Origin of the sequence: Rahnella sp. 2050 (genome assembly GCF_040544515.1) — a bacterium.
In the GTDB taxonomy this organism is placed as follows: Bacteria; Pseudomonadota; Gammaproteobacteria; order Enterobacterales; family Enterobacteriaceae; genus Rahnella; species Rahnella aceris.
Window position 1 is genome coordinate 137,852 of sequence record NZ_JBEPKE010000004.1, and the last position, 14,830, is coordinate 152,681.

The 14,830-nt window shown below is 56.6% G+C and carries 12 protein-coding genes; 5 read left to right on the forward strand and 7 right to left on the reverse strand.

All coding sequences use genetic code 11. From position 1 onward, the window contains the following. Positions 1-8 precede the first annotated feature (8 nt). The 7 genes from ABIC79_RS16760 to ABIC79_RS16790 all read right to left on the reverse strand — a co-directional run bounded on the left by ABIC79_RS16760 (position 9) and on the right by ABIC79_RS16790 (position 8,268). On the reverse strand, positions 9-791 hold the full coding sequence (locus tag ABIC79_RS16760) for an ABC transporter ATP-binding protein (RefSeq protein ID WP_014411455.1): 783 nt from the start codon (positions 789-791) through the stop codon (positions 9-11). Beyond that, positions 791-1,657, reverse strand: a complete 867-nt coding sequence (locus ABIC79_RS16765; protein ID WP_354567876.1) for an ABC transporter ATP-binding protein — start codon at positions 1,655-1,657, stop codon at positions 791-793. The genes ABIC79_RS16760 and ABIC79_RS16765 overlap by 1 nt, the downstream gene beginning before the upstream one ends. Next, positions 1,650-2,585 carry an ABC transporter permease gene (locus ABIC79_RS16770; protein ID WP_119261073.1) on the reverse strand — a complete coding sequence of 312 codons (936 nt, stop codon included), beginning with the start codon at positions 2,583-2,585 and terminating at the stop codon, positions 1,650-1,652. The genes ABIC79_RS16765 and ABIC79_RS16770 overlap by 8 nt, the downstream gene beginning before the upstream one ends. Beyond that, on the reverse strand, positions 2,582-3,667 hold the full coding sequence (locus ABIC79_RS16775; RefSeq protein WP_119261074.1) for an ABC transporter permease: 1,086 nt from the start codon (positions 3,665-3,667) through the stop codon (positions 2,582-2,584). The genes ABIC79_RS16770 and ABIC79_RS16775 overlap by 4 nt, the downstream gene beginning before the upstream one ends. A 29-nt stretch (positions 3,668-3,696) precedes the next feature. Beyond that, a complete protein-coding gene (locus ABIC79_RS16780; protein ID WP_153376176.1) occupies positions 3,697-5,295 on the reverse strand; it encodes an ABC transporter substrate-binding protein in 1,599 nt (532 codons plus the stop codon). A gap of 349 nt (positions 5,296-5,644) precedes the next feature. Then, positions 5,645-7,084 (reverse strand): M20 family metallopeptidase, encoded by a 1,440-nt coding sequence (locus ABIC79_RS16785; protein ID WP_037033813.1) that lies wholly within the window; start codon positions 7,082-7,084, stop codon positions 5,645-5,647. Between the two features lie 257 nt (positions 7,085-7,341). After that, positions 7,342-8,268: a LysR family transcriptional regulator gene (locus tag ABIC79_RS16790; RefSeq protein WP_013573443.1), complete on the reverse strand. Its 927-nt coding sequence runs from the start codon at positions 8,266-8,268 to the stop codon at positions 7,342-7,344. Positions 8,269-8,996: 728 nt separating this feature from the next. Here ABIC79_RS16790 and dppA point away from each other — a divergent pair. The 5 genes from dppA (at position 8,997) to dppF (ending at position 14,802) form a co-directional block, all read left to right on the forward strand. After that, positions 8,997-10,604: a dipeptide ABC transporter periplasmic-binding protein DppA gene (dppA, locus tag ABIC79_RS16795; RefSeq protein ID WP_037033811.1), complete on the forward strand. Its 1,608-nt coding sequence runs from the start codon at positions 8,997-8,999 to the stop codon at positions 10,602-10,604. 205 nt (positions 10,605-10,809) lie between these two features. Further along, complete coding sequence (gene dppB / locus ABIC79_RS16800; RefSeq protein WP_013573445.1) at positions 10,810-11,829, forward strand: dipeptide ABC transporter permease DppB; 1,020 nt, start codon at positions 10,810-10,812, stop codon at positions 11,827-11,829. A gap of 10 nt (positions 11,830-11,839) precedes the next feature. Further along, a complete protein-coding gene (dppC, locus tag ABIC79_RS16805) occupies positions 11,840-12,754 on the forward strand; it encodes a dipeptide ABC transporter permease DppC (RefSeq protein ID WP_013573446.1) in 915 nt (304 codons plus the stop codon). Between the two features lie 10 nt (positions 12,755-12,764). Further along, complete coding sequence (gene dppD / locus ABIC79_RS16810) at positions 12,765-13,790, forward strand: dipeptide ABC transporter ATP-binding protein (RefSeq protein ID WP_013573447.1); 1,026 nt, start codon at positions 12,765-12,767, stop codon at positions 13,788-13,790. After that, positions 13,780-14,802, forward strand: coding sequence for a dipeptide ABC transporter ATP-binding subunit DppF (dppF, locus tag ABIC79_RS16815; protein WP_013573448.1), 1,023 nt, complete (start codon positions 13,780-13,782; stop codon positions 14,800-14,802). The genes dppD and dppF overlap by 11 nt, the downstream gene beginning before the upstream one ends. The last annotated feature ends 28 nt before the right edge of the window (positions 14,803-14,830 follow it).

Genomic DNA, 14,830 nt, shown 5'->3' on the forward strand with positions numbered 1-14,830 from the left:
CAACGGCTTCAGTGGCGGCTGGCAGCAAGAAATTGTTGGGTATACGGCTCGCGGGCCGCGCCGCTGCGGATTTCGGCGGCGGTCAGTTCTTCCAGCAGTTTTCCCTGATGCATGATGGCGACGCGGTCGCACAGGTGCGCGACCACCGCCAGATCATGCGTCACCATCAGATAGGTCAGGTTGCGTTCGCGGCGCAGTTTTTTCAGCAGATTGAGGATTTCCGCCTGCACTGACACATCCAGTGCGGACGTAGGTTCGTCGAGCAGCAGCACCTGCGGTTCAATGATCAGCGCCCGTGCCAGTGCCACACGCTGGCGCTGACCGCCCGAAAGCTGATGCGGATAGCGGTAACGAAAGGCATCGCTCAGGCCAAGCGCATTCAGCACGTCGCTGATGCGTGCCTCCCGCCGGTCCATGCCGTGGATCACCAGCGGTTCCAGCAGCGTGTGGTAGACCATTTTGCGCGGATGCAGCGAGGCATACGGATCCTGAAACACCATTTGTACCTGCCGGTAATAGTCTTTATTGCGCACCGGATGTTGTTCGCGGTTCTGATACAAAATCGCGCCGCTGTAACGGGTGTTCTGGCCGGTCAGCGTGCGCAGAATGGTCGATTTTCCGCAGCCGGACTCGCCAATCAGCCCGTAACTTTCGCCTCTGGCGATGTGCATTGTGACGCTATCGACCACGGTTTTGCTGTGAGTGCCTTTGCCGAAAGCGATGCTCAGATCGACGGTTTCGAGCATCCGGTCAGCGGTCAGCGGCGGCGTGGGATTCATGAAAGTGGTCATCAGCAGGCTTCTCCGTAGCGGTATACCGGGCCGGTCAGCCACGCCGGGTCGCGTGCCGGAATAGCGAGCATGTCCACCGGATGCTGTAAATCCGGCTGACTGGCGAGCAGGGCGCGGGTGTAAGGATGTCTGGCGTTATGCAGCTGATCTGCCGAAATTTCTTCGAGAATACGTCCGGCGTACATCACCAGTGCGCGGTCGCAGAAACTCGACACCAGCCCGAGATCGTGAGTAATAAACAGCAGGCCGGTTTTGCGCCGTGCCAGCAACGCGTCCAGTACGCTCAGCACCTGCTGACGCACCGTGACGTCCAGCGCCGACGTGGGTTCGTCGGCGATAATCAAATCGGGTTCAGGGATCAGCATCATGGCGATCATGATGCGCTGCCCCATGCCGCCGGAAATCTCGTGCGGATACAGGTCAAACACCCGTTCCGGATCGCGGATATTCACCGCTTCCAGCATCGCCAGTGCTTTCACGCGGGCTTCTTTTTCACTGACATGAAAGTGAATGCGGTATGCCTCATTAATCTGATGACCGACGTGCATCAGCGGATTCAGCGAGAATTTCGGGTCCTGCATAATCATGGAAATCCGTTTGCCGCGGATTTTGCGCATCTGGCGCTCGCCGGTACTGAGCAGGTCGATATCGCCAAACTGCATGCGGTCGGCGCTGACGCTGGCACCCTGCGGCGTCAGTTTCAGCAGTGAACGGCCGGTGAGCGATTTACCGGAACCGGATTCGCCGACAATCGCCACTTTTTCACGGCCAACTGAGAAGGAGATACCGCGCACCGCGTGGTTTTCCTGCCGGTGGCCTTTGAACGTAATGTTCAGGTTTTGCACATCAAGCAATGTTTCAGTCATGGCGCAGATCCAGTACGTCGCGCAGGCCGTCACCGAACAGGTTGAACGCCAGGCTGGTGAAAAGAATCGACAGGCCGGGAATGGCGGCAATCGTCCAGTGAGTCATCATGAACTGGCGGCCGGAAGAGAGCATCGCGCCCCATTCCGGACTGGGTGCCTGTGCCCCGAGGCCGAGAAATCCGAGGCCGGAGGCGGTCAGGATAATCCCCGCCATATTCAGCGTCAGGCGCACCACCACCGAAGGCAGACACATCGGAATGATGTGGCGCAGGATGATGCGCATCTGCGATGCACCCTGCAAACGCACGGCGGCGACGTAATCCATTTTGCGGATAGACAAGGCTTCGGCGCGTGCCAGACGGGCAATCGGCGGCCAGGCAGAAAGTGAAATCGCGATAATCGCATTCTCGATACCCGGGCCGAGTGCGGCGACAAAACCCAGCGCCAGAATCAGGCTCGGGAACGCCAGAAAGATATCGACGATGCGCATCAGAATGGTGTCCGTCCAGCCGCCAACGGTGCCCGCCAGCGTGCCGACCAGTAATCCGAGCGGACCGACAATCAGCGCCGTCAGGCCGGTGATGTAGAGCGTGATACGCGCGCCATAAATCAGGCGGCTGTAAATATCGCGTCCGAGTTCGTCGGTCCCCAGCCAGTATTCCCGGTCCGGCGGTGCCAGCCGCAGGTGCAGGTTTTGCGCGTAAATATCGTGTGTCGCCAGCCACGGCGCGAAAATCGCCACTGTGACGATAAACAGGATGACGATCAGCCCGAACAGCGCCGACGTATTCCGGCGAAAGCGCCGCCACTGATTCAGGCTTTGCTGCACACGCGCCTGCCACGGTGTGGCCGGAACCGGCGCGTCGAGCCATGCCCGCAGGGAAAACGCCGGGCGCGCAGTGAGATGAGGTTTAGCGGAGTCGGTCATGATTGCTCCTGACGGGTTCGCGGATCAAAGATGCGGTAAAGCAGGTCGCAGATAAGGTTCAGCGCCACAAAAATCACGCCGATCAGTAACGAGCAACCCACCACGGCGTTCATGTCGCCCGCCAGCATGGCGTTGGTGAGATAGCGGCCAAAACCCGGCCAGGCGAATACCGTTTCGGTCAGCACCGCGCCTTCGAGTAAAAAGGCGTAAGACAGCGCGACGACCGTCACCACCTGCACCGCCACATTACGAAAGGCGTGGATCCACACACTGCGTGCCCATGACAACCCTTTCACCCGGGCGGTGATCACATATTCCTGTCCGAGTTGTTCAATCATAAAGCTGCGGGTCATGCGGCTGATGTACGACAGCCCGCTGAGGCCAAGAATCGATGCCGGTAAAATCAGGTGGCTGAAAACGTTGCGAAACGCCTCCCAGTTTCCGGTCAGTGCGGTGTCGATGAGATAAAATCCGGTGACTTTCTGCACGTCGAATTCATACATAAAGTCGATACGCCCCGGCCCGCCGATCCAGCCGAGTCCGGCGTAAAACAATACCAGCCCCATCAGACCCAGCCAGAAATTCGGCGCAGAATGGCCGAGCAGGCCGATAAAGCGGATGCAGTGATCAAACCAGGTATTGCGGTACATTGCCGATAACACGCCTGCCGGAATGCCCAGACAGGTGGCGATCAGTGCCGCCAGCGTCGCCAGTTCCAGCGTGGCCGGAAACACGCGGGCAATGTCGGTGGTGACCGGATTGCCGGTGGTCAGTGCGTTACCGAAATCCAGCATCGCGACGTTTTTCAGGTAGATCAGAAACTGTTCCCACAGCGGTTTGTCCAGCCCGAGCAGGTGATACATCTTCTGATAGGCTTCCTGACTGGCGTTATCGCCGAGCACTGATACCACAGGGTCAATCGGCAGCAAGCGCCCGATAAAAAAGGTCAGCGCCGCCAGCCCCAGTAACGTGCAGAACACGGAAACCAGCAATTTACTCAGCCGGGCGGCGCTTTCGCGCAGCCGCAGCCAGAGAGGTTCAGCATGCGCTATGCCTGCTGTGGTCGAATCGAGGTGCGACATCGGGCGCTCCTTGGTTTTTTATGGAAGGCTTATTTGGATGCCAGTGCGTAATAAACGCGGAAGCCGTTCCACGTCCAGTCTTTGACCTGTCTGGTCAGCCCGGCGGTGTTGTACATCTGGAACATGATCGCCATCGGGCCTTGCTGCATCTGCTCTTCCTGCAAGGTGTGATAGAGGGCAATACGTTTTTGCTCATCGGGTTCGAGCAGCGCTTCGGTGACTTTTTTATTCATCGCCGGATCGAAATACGAAGCACGCCAGCTCGGATACTGGGTTTTCTTGGCTTCTTTGCTGTTGTCCGGGTTGTAGACCAGACGCGAGGCGTTACCGTGCGCATCCGGCACCGAGGTCTGCCATGCCATCATGGCGCTCTGGAATTCACGCCCGCGCACGCGGCTGAATAACTGGGCATTGGCCATGCTTTCGATGGAGAGTTTTACGCCGATTTTCGAGGCATTTTCCTGCGTGCTCTGGGCGATAGGCGCCGAGTGCGGCAGGGTGCCGATGATCAGTTTGGCGGAGAAACCGTCGGGATAACCGGCTTCGGTCAGCAACTGTTTGGCTTTCGCCAGATCCAGTTTGAACGGCTGTCCGGCATCTTTATCCAGCGCACCAAAGGCGCCGAGCTGGGCGAAACTGGCGCGCGGCACACCGAGATACGGCATCACGGTGGAAGCCAGCCCCTGATAATCAATCAGATAACGCATCGCGAGGCGCACTTTCGGGTTTTTGAAAATCGGGTCTTCGCTGTTAAAGGTCCAGAAGAACAATTGCGGCTTGAGGACTTTCTCCACCTTCACCTGACCGCCTTTGTCCAGATCACGTAAATCGTCCGGCGCCAGGTCACGGGCGATATCCACATCCCCCTGTGTCAGCAACAGGCGCTGCGTGCCGGTTTCCGCAACGTGGCGGATCAGGATGCGTTGCAGTTTCGGTTTCTCGCCCCAGTAATCTTTATTCGCCTGCAACACCACGCCTTCACCGGCATTCCAGCGCATCAGCTGATAGGCACCGACGCAGGCGGTGTGCGTGGTCAGGTATTTGTTGCCCATGTCGTCGCCAACGGCATTTTTCTCCACCAGCGCCTGATCCAGCGTGGTCGACACGTTATTGGCGGCGATAGCCTGTAAGACCAGATTGGTCGGGTACGGCTGGTCGAATTTCATCACCAGCGTGTTGTCGTCGGGCGCGGTAATGCGTTCTTTGACGTTATCTTTGGTAAAGCCATATTCAGTCAGGGTGGCGGAATTGCCGAAACCGAGCAGCACCACGCGCTGCAACGACCAGGCGACGTCTTTCGCTGTGGCTTTATTGCCGGACGGGAACGTCATGCCGGTATTGAGATGGAAGGTGATTTGTTTGCGATCAGGCGAGATATCCCAGCTTTTTGCCAGGCGCGGAATAACGCGGGATTCGTCTTTCGGATCGAAATCCACCAGCGTGTCGCAGGTGTTTTTGATGATTTCATTAGTGACCACTTCGCCAATCTGCGCCGGGTCAAAGGTGCTGATTGCGTCAATATTCCATGCCATCACCAGCGAATCCGCAGGCGTCGCGGCCTGTGCAGCCGTACTTCCCCATGTGAGACCAATCATTGTGGCGAGGATTTTTGTTCTGGTGTTGAGCATAAATCGGGTTCCTTTGATTAAAAAAAACGAGCGTAAAATAGTGAATCTCTGTCAGCCCCTTTCGCAGAAAGAGAAGGCGTATTCGGTCAACTCCCTCCCCTGCGAAGGGGAGGGTTGGGGTGGGGTATTAATGGCGTCGCCGGAGTTGCCTGCTAAACCCCCTCCCGGCCTCCCCCTTCGCAGGGGGAGGAGCAAAGACTCGATCGGCTCCCTCCCCTGCGAAGGGGAGGGTTGGGGTGGGGTATTAATGGCATCACCGGAGTTGCCTGCTAAACCCCCTCCCGGCCTCCCCCTTCGCAGGGGGAGGAGCAGACCCACTCCCTGTCATCAGAGAGGGTGCTTCAAACTTTTATTCAGGACGTGGCTGAACCGGCGGTTTGACTTCCGGCGGGATCGGGCACACATAAGGGGTTTCAGCGGTCAGTTCCTGATGCGCCTGTTTGGCGGCTGCCATCAGTGCGCTGTCGGTCAGGGTGTCGATGGCGGTGGCGGCCATGATTTTGGCGACGTAAGCCAGCCCTTTATGCGCGGCAGGCATTTTCCCCTGCGCAGTGAGCTGCCACGAGTGACCCGGTGTCCCTATGGCGTAAGTCGGGACATGCGCCTGCACGGTCGGCATTTTCCAGCTGATATCACCGACATCCGTTGAACCCAGCATCAGTTCGCCGGAGGTTTCCAGCGGGACAATGAATTCACATAACGGTGAGGCGTCCTGCGGTTTTTTGAGGCCGATGCGGCGGTAGGCGCTTTGCAAATCCTGCGGGCTGAGCGTGGCCTGAATTTCAGCGGCAAAGGCTTTGTCAGCCGCGTCGAATTCCAGCGGACCGAGCAGTTCGAAGTTACGCTGCATGGCTTCTTCCAGCGGGCGGTTGCCCAGCAGGTTGGCCACGGCGCTCATGATGCTGATATCGACGGTGGTTTCGGTCATCAGCGCTGCGCCCTGTGCGACTTTTTTCACGCGCTCGTTGAGTTCAAACATGGCATGTACGTCGCGTGAACGGATGGCATAACGCACGGCGGCACGCGCCTGCACCACGTTCGGCGCGATGCCGCCGGAATCGAGCATCGCATAGTGAATGCGGGAATCCTGCGGTACGTGTTCGCGCAGGTAGTTAACGCCGACGTTCATCAGTTCAACGGCGTCCAGCGCACTGCGTCCAAGATGCGGCGAGGCGGCGGCGTGCGAGGAGCGGCCATGGAAGACGAAATCCATGCGGGTATTGGCCAGCGATTCGGCGCGGGCAACTTCAGTAAAGGCATTCGGGTGCCAGGTGATGGCGACGTCCACGCCGTCAAACGCCCCGGCGCGCGCCATAAAGGATTTGGCGGCGCCCCCTTCTTCCGCCGGACAGCCGTAATAGCGCACGCGCCCCGGCGTGCCGGTTTGTGCCAGCCAGTCTTTCAGCGCCGTAGCTGCCAGCATGGCGGCAGAACCCAGCAGATTGTGCCCGCAGCCATGCCCCTGACCGTTGCCCGGTAAAGGTTCAGGGCGGGCAATCCCGGCTACCTGGCTCAGCCCCGGCAGCGCATCGTATTCGCCCAGAATGGCGATGATCGGGCCGCCTTCACCGGCTTCGCCCATCACGGCCGTCGGAATGTCGGCGACATTTTCAGTGACGCGAAAACCCTGTTCTTTCAGCATCGCCGTGTGTTCGGCAACGGAACGGTATTCGGTATAGCAAATTTCCGGCATACCCCAGACGCGATCGCTCAGGGCGGTGAACAGGGCTTTTTTGGCGTCGACCAGGCTCCAGACGGTTTCTTTATTCTGCGCAGATGCGTTATTCAACGGAGACTCCTTGTGCCAGTGGCTACGGTTTTATGAGGTCAGTGTGTCGGAGGAACCTGTTCAGAATGTGTGCAGAAAAGGCAAAGATCCAATGAGTCTTTCAGCTGACCCATTCCAAAACCGCATAGATATTTTGAGATATGCGAAAACAGAATAGTCAGCGTGACTCTCTGAATAGAAAGGAGAAATTACAGGTTGCGGGGAGCCTCACGCGGGAGCCTGGCGTGGAAAGGGAACATTTTTATCGCCGGAACCGGTCAGGCGACGGCGCGGGTCTGGTGCAACTGGCTGGCTTTATTCCACAGCCGTTCAGCCTGTGGTGTACGAAATTTTTCCAGCCGGTAAAGACGGATGCTGGCCTGAATATCCCAGCTTCGTTCTCCGGCGCGGATAAGCGAGCCGTTCGCCAGTTCCTCGCAGATCAGGCTGGTGGGCAACCACGACACGCCGCAGCCGGAAATGGTCATCGCTTTCAGGCCGCTGCACATCGGATTTTCATACACCGGCTTCAGCGGCAGCGGGCGCGACGCAAACAGGGCACTCAGCGCGTGGGCAAAAAAGGAGCGATTGCCGTAACTGAGATAAGGAAGCTGGACGCGGGTGCCGCCAAAGGGGCTTAGCGGGAACAGGGGCTTGCCGTCATCGTCTGGTGCACAGACGGCCAGCGCATTCTCTTTTCCCAGTTCGATATAGGGAAAGCGTTCGAGCTGTTTCATCAGCGGAACGGAATCATGGGCGTAGGTCAGCAGAAAATCCGTTTCGCCATCCAGCAGCAGGGAAATATTGCCGCTGAATGACGGCTGCTGATCGCACAAACGAATGTAGCCGTACTGATGCGACGGGTCGATCTGGTTGATCCAGTCGGGGAAAAAGGTCAGGGAGAGCGTATTGAGCGCGGCAAAATGCACGATGGCGTGCTTCTGCGCATGGCGCTCACGCAGGTCGCTGCGCAGTTGTGTCATGGAAAACACCAGATCTGCCGCAGTATGCAGGAAGTCCTGGCCTTCCGGCGTCAGGCGTATCGGGTAGGTTTTTCGGTCAAAAAGCGGCACGCCAAGCCATTCTTCCAGTTGCTTAATTCGTCGGCTCAGCGCGGACTGGGTGATGTTTCTTTCACTGGCGGCTCGCGTAAAGCTATAGCACTGAGACACACTGAGAAAATCTTCAAACCACTTCAGTTCCATCAGAAAACCTCTGGCGGGTAATAAGCCCGTAATAACAAGCAATAAATGCGCCAGAGTTTAAAAACTGCTTAACATATTGGTTTCAATCCATGTCCGCCCGCAACCCGGCTTATGCCGGAAAAACAGACAACATCAGTACGCTAAATCACCTGCACCACCAGCGTGCAATTGCGCTATTTTGGGGTATTTTGCGGGTGCCAGCGCAAACGCTTTCGCTGATGAGTCGACGCCGTTTGCTACACTTGTCAGCATTTTCCGCTGGTTTCCACCCCTATCTCAAAAATAACCGTTCATATATTCATCATTTAGCCAGAAATTTTTAGGGATTTAAAATGGGCGAAACCCCCAGGAATATTCTTTTACAAAGGGGATTGTCTGGTTATTCACTGCGCAAACTGAACATTCATCCTGATTTGGTTAACAAAATGTTTTTTTATGTTTGTTTGTTGTAACTCACAGTCTGTGTAAATGCCTGATGGTTATATTGACGTCAAGGAAAGGAGTTGCCAAATTGATAGCCCCAAGGAAGACCAGTGATTATTTCCGGTAAGATTTTGTAAAGACAGCTTTACAGATCGAAGGAAAAAAATGGCAGTTCACCATGCTCTGGTTGGACTTATTGCAGCACACGAGCAAACACAGTCACCCGCAAATAAAAATAAAGGGTGACGTGAGCTGTATACACAACACACACATCCACATCACCATTAATCGATGGAGCAGAAGCGATGACAATCTCTTTAGGTAAGTCGGGGCTACTGAAATTCAGTATGGGCCTGATTGCGCTGACCGTTGCGGCCAGTGTCCAGGCAAAAACGTTAGTGTATTGCTCTGAAGGTTCACCTGAAGGCTTCAACCCTCAGTTGTTCACCTCTGGCACCACGTATGACGCAAGCTCCGTGCCTATCTACAACCGTCTGGTTGAATTCAAGATCGGGACCACTGAAATCCAGCCGGGTCTGGCTGAGAAGTGGGACGTGTCTGCTGATGGCAAAACCTACACTTTCCATCTGCGCAAAGGCGTGAAGTGGCAGGACAACAAGGAATTCAAACCGACCCGTGATTTCAACGCGGACGACGTCGTGTATTCCTTCGAACGTCAGCTGGACAAAAATAACCCTTACCACGGCGTTTCCGGCGGCAGCTACGAATACTTCGAAGGCATGGGTATGGGCGATCTGATTAACAAGATCGTGAAAGTGGACGACAACACCGTGCAGTTCGTGCTGAACCGCCCGGAGTCTCCGTTCCTGGCTGACCTCGCGATGGACTTCGCTTCCATCCTGTCTGCGGAATACGCTGACAACATGCTGAAAGCGAAAACCCCTGAGAAAGTCGACCTGGATCCGATCGGTACCGGTCCGTTCCAGCTTCTGCAATACCAGAAAGATTCACGCATTCTCTACAAAGCCTTCCCGGGCTACTGGGGCACCAAGCCGCAGATCGACCGTTTAGTCTTCTCCATCACGCCTGACGCTTCCGTGCGTTACGCGAAACTGCAGAAAAACGAATGCCAGGTGATGCCATACCCGAACCCGGCTGACATCGCGGCAATGAAGAAAGATAAATCCATCAACCTGATGCAACAGCCTGGCCTGAACGTAGGTTATCTGTCCTTCAACGTTGAGAAGAAACCACTGGATGAAGTGAAAGTGCGTCAGGCACTGACCATGGCTGTGAACAAAAAAGCCATCATCGATGCGGTTTATCAGGGTGCTGGCCAGCCGGCTAAAAACCTGATCCCACCAACCATGTGGGGCTACAACAAAGACGTTGTGGATTACGAATACAATCCTGAGAAAGCCAAAGAGCTGCTGAAAGAAGCCGGTCACGCAGACGGTTTCGCTATCGACCTGTGGGCGATGCCGGTACAGCGTCCGTACAACCCGAACGCACGCCGTATGGCTGAAATGATCCAGGCTGACTGGGCAAAAATTGGCGTGAAAGCCAACATCGTGACTTACGAGTGGGGCGAATACCTCAAGCGTGCTAAGAACGGTGAGCACCAGTCTGTGATGATGGGCTGGACCGGCGACAATGGGGACCCGGATAACTTCTTCGCTACCCTGTTCAGCTGTGCAGCGGCGAAAGACGGTTCCAACTACTCCCGCTGGTGCTACAAGCCGTTTGAAGATTTGATCCAGCCAGCCCGTGCTGAATCTGATCACGCCAAACGTGCCGCGCTGTATCAGCAGGCTCAGGTTGTGATGCATGACCAGGCACCTGCGCTGATCATCGCTCACTCCACCGTGTACGAACCTGTTCGCAAAGAAGTCAAAGGGTATGTCGTCGATCCGCTCGGCAAACACCACTTCGAAAACGTCTCAATGGAGTAATTGACTACTGAGCGCACAGGGAGCTGCGTTGTGCGGTGCTCGCAATTTTCGCCTACCTAATGGTATGTCTCAATTGCTCTGCTCCTCCGCCTTGCTCGCTGAGCGCTCACTACGTCTTTTAGTTCAGCGATATAAAGTTTTGTGAGCTATCAATAAGCCCGGCGAGCTACGGTTCGCCGGGCATTTTATACAGAGAGTACGGGATATGTTGCAGTTCATACTCCGACGTCTGGGGTTAGTTATCCCAACGTTTATCGGCATTACTTTGCTGACTTTTGCCTTCGTACACATGATACCAGGCGACCCGGTCACCATCATGGCAGGCGAACGCGGTGTTTCCCCCGAACGTCACGCCCAGCTGATGGCAGATATGGGGCTCGACAAGCCTCTTTACCAACAATATTTCCACTACGTGAACGGTGTGCTGCATGGCGACCTGGGCACGTCCTTAAAAAGCCGCACCCCTGTCTGGCAGGAATTCGTACCGCGCTTCAAAGCGACACTGGAACTGGGCATCTGCGCGATGATCTTCGCGATCATTGTCGGTATTCCGGTGGGTGTGCTGGCGGCGGTAAAACGGGGATCGATATTCGACCACACGGCTGTGGGGATCTCGCTGACCGGCTATTCGATGCCGATATTCTGGTGGGGGATCATGCTGGTGATGCTGGTCTCGGTGCAGCTCAATCTGACGCCCGTATCGGGGCGAATAAGCGATACCGTCTTCCTGGATGACAGCCTGCCGCTGACCGGCTTTATGCTGATCGACACGCTGTTCTGGGGCGAACCGGGTGATTTCGTGGATGCCGTGATGCACATGATTTTACCGGCCATCGTACTGGGCACCATTCCGCTGGCGGTGATTGTGCGTATGACCCGCTCTTCCATGCTGGAAGTGCTGGGCGAAGATTACATCCGTACCGCGCGCGCCAAAGGCGTCAGCCGTATGCGGGTGATCGTCATTCATGCACTGCGCAATGCGCTGTTGCCGGTGGTGACCATCATTGGTTTGCAGGTCGGTACGCTGCTCGGCGGTGCCATCCTGACCGAAACCATCTTCTCCTGGCCGGGACTCGGCCGGTGGCTGATCGACGCACTCCAGCGCCGCGACTATCCGGTCGTGCAGGGCGGGGTGTTGCTGGTCGCTACTCTGATCATCGTGGTTAACCTGCTGGTAGATGTGCTCTACGGCGTGGTCAACCCGCGTATTCGCCACAAGAAATAAGGGGCGCACAATGTCTCAAACCACTGAGCCGGTCGCTAACGAGTTAGTGACGGCTGCGCCAGTGCCGATGCCGCCTTTGCGCGAATTCTGGCATTACTTCAAGCGTAACAAAGGGGCCGTTGTCGGCCTGGCTTACATCATTATCATGCTGGTCATTGCGATTGGTGCGAACGTGATTGCACCACATCTGCCTGCCGAACAGTTCCGTGACGCGCTGTTGCGCCCGCCTGTCTGGATGGAAGGCGGGAGCTGGAAATTCCTGCTGGGCACCGACGACGTCGGCCGCGATATTCTGTCGCGTCTGATGTACGGCGCGCGTTTATCGCTGCTGGTCGGTTGCCTGGTCGTCGTACTGTCGCTGATCCTCGGCGTGGTGTTCGGTCTGTTTGCCGGTTACTACGGCGGTGTGGTTGACGCCATCATCATGCGTGTGGTCGATATCATGCTGGCCCTGCCAAGCCTGTTGCTGGCACTGGTGCTGGTGGCAATTTTTGGTCCGTCCATCGTGAACGCCTCGCTGGCGCTGACCTTCGTGGCCTTACCGCACTATGTCCGCTTAACCCGCGCTGCGGTGCTGGTGGAAGTGAACCGCGATTACGTCACCGCGTCGCGCGTGGCCGGTGCCGGTTCTGCCCGTCAGATGTTCATCAATATTTTACCTAACTGCTTAGCGCCGCTGATCGTTCAGGCATCGCTCGGCTTCTCCAACGCCATCCTTGATATGGCAGCGTTGGGCTTCCTCGGTATGGGCGCACAGCCGCCAACGCCGGAGTGGGGCACCATGCTGTCGGACGTCTTACAGTTTGCTCAAAGTGCCTGGTGGGTCGTGACCTTCCCCGGCGTGATCATTCTGCTGACGGTGCTGGCATTTAACCTGATGGGTGATGGCCTGCGTGATGCCCTCGACCCTAAACTTAAGCAGTAAGGGGTTGGAGATGGAAACAACATTAACGAATGATGTTCAGGTCGGTAAAACGTTGCTGACCGTGGATAAACTCTCCGTTCACTTTGGTGACGAAGGGACGCCGTTCCGCGCCGTAGACCGTATCAGTTACAGCGTGAAGCAGGGCGAAGTGGTCGGGATTGTCGGTGAATCCGGCTCCGGTAAATCAGTCAGTTCACTGGCGCTGATGGGGCTGATCGACTTCCCCGGTAAAGTGATGGCTGAAAAACTCGAGTTTGGTGGCCGTAATCTGCAGGGCATCAGCGAAAAAGAACGCCGCCAGATTGTCGGTGCCGAAGTCGCGATGATTTTCCAGGATCCGATGACCAGCCTGAACCCGTGTTACACCGTCGGTTTCCAGATTATGGAAGCCATCAAGGTGCATCAGGGCGGCAACAAAAAGACCCGTCGTCAGCGCACCATCGATTTGCTGAATCTGGTGGGTATTCCGGATCCGGCTTCGCGTCTCGATGTCTATCCGCATCAGCTTTCCGGCGGGATGAGTCAGCGCGTGATGATCGCAATGGCGATTGCCTGTCGCCCGAAATTACTGATCGCCGATGAGCCAACCACCGCGCTCGACGTGACCATTCAGGCGCAGATTATTGAACTGCTGCTCGATCTGCAACAACGCGAAAACATGGCGCTGATGCTGATCACCCATGACCTGGCACTGGTGGCCGAAGCCGCGCAGCACATTATTGTGATGTATGCCGGACAGGTAGTGGAATCGGCAAAAGCCACGGAAATCTTCCGTGCGCCACGCCATCCGTATACGCAGGCGCTGCTGCGCTCACTGCCGGAATTCGCCGCAGATAAAGCGCGTCTGCAATCCTTGCCGGGTGTGGTGCCGGGTAAATATGACCGTCCTAACGGCTGTCTGCTGAATCCGCGTTGCCCGTATGCAACCGATCTTTGCCGTAAAGAAGAACCTGCGCTGCGTGACCTCGCGAACGGGCGTCAGTCGAAGTGCCATTATCCGCTGGATGATGCCGGGAGACCTACTTATGAGTCCTGATAACACCCAACCGCAGCCGCTGTTGCACGCGATTGACCTGAAAAAACATTACCCGGTGAAGAAGGGCATCTTCGGCCAGGAACGCACGGTGAAAGCGCTCGACGGCGTGTCGTTTACCCTCGAACGCGGTAAAACGCTGGCGGTGGTCGGGGAGTCCGGTTGTGGTAAATCCACGCTGGGCCGCCTGCTGACCATGATTGAAGTGCCGACCGGCGGTGAGCTGTATTACCGTGGTCAGGATTTGCTGAAACCTGACGCAACCGCTGAAAAGCTGCGCCGTCAGAAGATCCAAATCGTGTTCCAGAATCCTTACGGATCGCTCAACCCGCGTAAGAAAGTCGGGCAGATCCTCGAAGAGCCCTTGCTGATCAACACCAAACTTAGCCGCGAAGAACGTCGCGAAAAAGCCCTGGCGATGATGGCGAAAGTCGGCCTGAAAACCGAGCATTACGACCGCTATCCGCACATGTTCTCCGGCGGCCAGCGTCAGCGTATTGCTATCGCTCGCGGTCTGATGCTGGATCCGGACGTGGTGATCGCCGATGAACCGGTCTCCGCGCTCGACGTTTCCGTGCGTGCGCAGGTACTGAACCTGATGATGGATTTGCAGCAGGATTTAGGGCTGTCGTACGTCTTCATCTCCCACGACTTGTCCGTGGTTGAACACATTGCTGACGAAGTGATGGTGATGTATCTGGGACGCTGCGTGGAGAAGGGGCCGAAAGACGCCATCTTCAGCAATCCGCGTCATCCGTACACACAGGCGCTGTTGTCCGCGACACCGCGTCTGAACCCGGACGAACGCCGTGAGCGCATCAAACTGACCGGCGAGCTGCCAAGCCCGCTGAATCCGCCAGCCGGTTGCGCGTTCAACGCCCGCTGCCGCCGTGCGTTCGGCACCTGCAAACAGTTCCAGCCGCAGCTGAAACAGTACGGCGATCAGCTCGTCGCCTGCTTTGCCGTCGATCAGGATGAAACCGGTACGACGCAGACGGTCGCCGTAAATCAGTAATCCCCCGCCGTTATAACGAAGCCCGCGA